Origin of the sequence: Alkalibacterium iburiense (assembly GCF_039521845.1) — a bacterium.
Taxonomy (GTDB): domain Bacteria; phylum Bacillota; class Bacilli; order Lactobacillales; family Carnobacteriaceae_A; genus Alkalibacterium; species Alkalibacterium iburiense.
In genome coordinates this window covers 1-2,859 of record NZ_BAAACW010000044.1, presented here as the reverse complement: position 1 = coordinate 2,859, position 2,859 = coordinate 1, and the positions used below count along the sequence as shown (strand labels likewise).

General features: G+C 38.9%; 3 protein-coding genes. 1 reads left to right on the top strand and 2 read right to left on the bottom strand.

The window, feature by feature from the left end:
* Positions 1-111: 111 nt before the first annotated feature.
* Positions 112-1,281: a hydroxymethylglutaryl-CoA synthase gene (locus tag ABDZ53_RS03805; protein ID WP_343754147.1), complete on the bottom strand. Its 1,170-nt coding sequence runs from the start codon at positions 1,279-1,281 to the stop codon at positions 112-114.
* Positions 1,282-1,373: 92 nt separating this feature from the next.
* Positions 1,374-2,018, bottom strand: coding sequence for a phosphoribosyltransferase (locus tag ABDZ53_RS03800; RefSeq protein ID WP_343754145.1), 645 nt, complete (start codon positions 2,016-2,018; stop codon positions 1,374-1,376).
* 196 nt (positions 2,019-2,214) lie between these two features.
* Here ABDZ53_RS03800 and ABDZ53_RS03795 point away from each other — a divergent pair, with 196 nt between their 5' ends.
* Positions 2,215-2,664, top strand: a complete 450-nt coding sequence (locus tag ABDZ53_RS03795) for a YtxH domain-containing protein (protein ID WP_343754143.1) — start codon at positions 2,215-2,217, stop codon at positions 2,662-2,664.
* Positions 2,665-2,859 lie beyond the last annotated feature (195 nt).

Here is a 2,859-nt window from a genome sequence, read left to right as displayed (position 1 = left end):
AAAGAGTGAAGATAGCGGTTTTTAGATACACATTCAGAGAGTTTTTGAGACTTTTGACACCCGAACCATACTATAAAAAAAAGAAGCCTCGAAAGGCTCCTTTTAACTCATTTATTTTTTCACGTATTGTCTGATATGCTCTTTGACACCTGTTAAATAAACAGTGCCTTCTTTCATATCTTCGCTTTCAATTTCAATATCTGCACCGTCTTTAGGTAAGGATTGTTGGAGCATCTCTTCATATTCAGAGATGGATAGCTCTCTTCTTTCATTTAATAAGCTCTCATGCTTGTCTTTGCTTAGGTAATTTTTATAGTCCGCTTTTAACGTTCCGCTAAAGAATTCTCCAACAGCACCAGAACCGTAACTGAATAATCCGATTCTTGATCCTGCTTCTAGTTCTGGACCTTGTTCAAGTAAGGAAAGCAAGCTCAAGTAAAGAGAACCTGTGTAGATATTACCTACTTGTTTGTTGTAATAAATACTGCTTTGGTAATATTCCATGAGTCGGTCTCTTTCTGACTCTTCTTCATTTTCTGTCATAGCTAAAATAGCTTTTTTACCCATTTTTGTGTAAGGCACGTGGAAAGTCATCGCTTCAAAGTCTTTCAACGTACGGCCTGTTTTTTCCTGGTAGTTGACCCACACATCGTTTAAGAAGTCCAAGTAAGCTTGGTTGGAAAACTTCCCATCTACAAAAGCATAGTCTGAGTAAAGGGGTCTCCAGAAATCAGAAATATCCTTAGTTAAAGCCGCACTGTCGTTGTCTAATGATAAGAGACGCGGATTACTCGATAGGACCATTGCAACAGCTCCAGCTCCTTGAGTTGGTTCTCCACCTGTTTTTACACCGTATTTTGCAATATCTGTCCCTAATACAAGAACTTTACTTTCTGGGTTTAAAGCAATATGACCCATAGCCATCTTAATTCCTGCTGTCGCTCCGTAACAGGCTTGTTTCAATTCAACACTGCGCGCCTCTTTGTTGATGCCTGTTAATTGATGAACCCATACGGCTCCTGATTTAGAGTGATCCACACCTGATTCTGAACCGAATAAAACGAAGTCAATTTTCTCTTTGTCGTCTTCGTCCAAAATAGACAATGCCGCATTCGCAGCCAAGCTTACAGAGTCTTGGTGTAAAGGAGCGATTGCCATTCTTTCTTGACCAATTCCAATCGTATACTTGGCAGGCTCTACGTCTCTAGCCTCTGCTAATTTTTCCATGTCTACATATACATTAGGGGAATAAAACCCTATTTTATCAATTCCAATATCCAATCGTTTGTCCTCCTACTTATTTCTCTCTTTTTTTGTCTCTTCCAGTATACCGAAGCATGTTTAAAAAATGCTTAAGAATCTCTTTAAATTTCTTATGGCTTATTCTTTTTTTGATAGTTTTCTAATAGTTCAAGGACCTGGTCATCTTCTATTTGCGGGAAATGCCTATAGTACGCTCCTACTGCCCCTAAAAAAGCTCTCGGCACCTCTACAGCAACGACTTCATCGGCCAGCTGTTTCAGTTCCTCATAAGTGTCTTTAGGAATGACAGGAACAGCTACTATCACTTTTTTAGCTTCAAGAGAATAAGCTGATTGGATAGCTGCTTTCATCGTCATCCCCGTGGCTATTCCGTCATCTACAATAACGACTGTCTTATTTTTTATGGGTATTTTTTCCAAATAGGCTGAATACTGCTGGCGTCTACTTTCCATTTTACGGCGAATCGCGTTTACTTCATTTTCAAGCCATTCATTATTTAATCCCGTAACTTCTGTCGTATTTAAAATGGGTTCTCCTTCTTCTGATACAGCACCGATGGCGTATTCGGAATGAGAAGGATGACCAATCTTTTTAGACATCGCCACATCGAAAGGAACATGAAACCTGTCTACTATAATGAGTCCAAGTGGAATACCTCCCCTTGGCAAGGCTAATACAACTGTGTTTAAGGTCGTCTCCAACTCTATCACATCTGCCAATTGTTCCCCTGCATCTGATCGATCAAAAAATTTCAAGAGTAATCCTCCTCTCAAAAAAGACGATAAGCCCTACTTCTCTTCATAAATAGTATAGCATGAAGAAAAAAAGGAGCCTAAAATGAGCTCTTTTCATAAGTATTCAGACTATAAGGTATTCTCGTTTAATTATTTTCCTAATTGTTCTATAATAAGACCAGAAGAGACTTATACATTTATTGAGGAGGAAAAAATTATGGGATTTATTAAAGGTGTACTAGTTGGAGCGGCTTTAGGTTTATTGTTTGCCCCTAAAAGCGGAAAAGAAACACGTGAGGACATCGCTAAAAAATACGATGATTCCAAACGAACAGCAGGGGAATATGCAGATAAAGCTAAAGTTAAATCAGGAGAAATGACTCAGACTGCCGGTGAAGCAACTGAAAATATCAAGATTACTTTATCTAAAACAGCTCAAGATTTAAAAGAACAATTACATCACGCTTCTGACGAAATCAGAAAAGAAGCGAGAGAGTTAAAAGATGAAGTTCGTTCGACTGCGAAAGAAGCAGCGGATGAAGTCAGTGATGAAGTAAATAAAGCTTCAGATGATATGAGTGACAGCGACGATACAGCTGAGCCCGTGGATCCGCAAGACCCAACCAATCCAAGAGATCCAATTGATACCACTCATCCAGTTTCATAAGAGTGAAAAGAGGGACTGGGAAATAACTAGTCCAAAATAAATAAATCGCAATGAAATCAGTCATCTTTCTGACGATTTCATTGCGATTTTTATTTGAATGACTCGATGCCTGAAAAGCTTCCGCTTTTCTTCTGGCTTCGAGGGCTAATTTGGTTAGATTCATGCTCATAAGCATGATGCCTATATCATTATGTA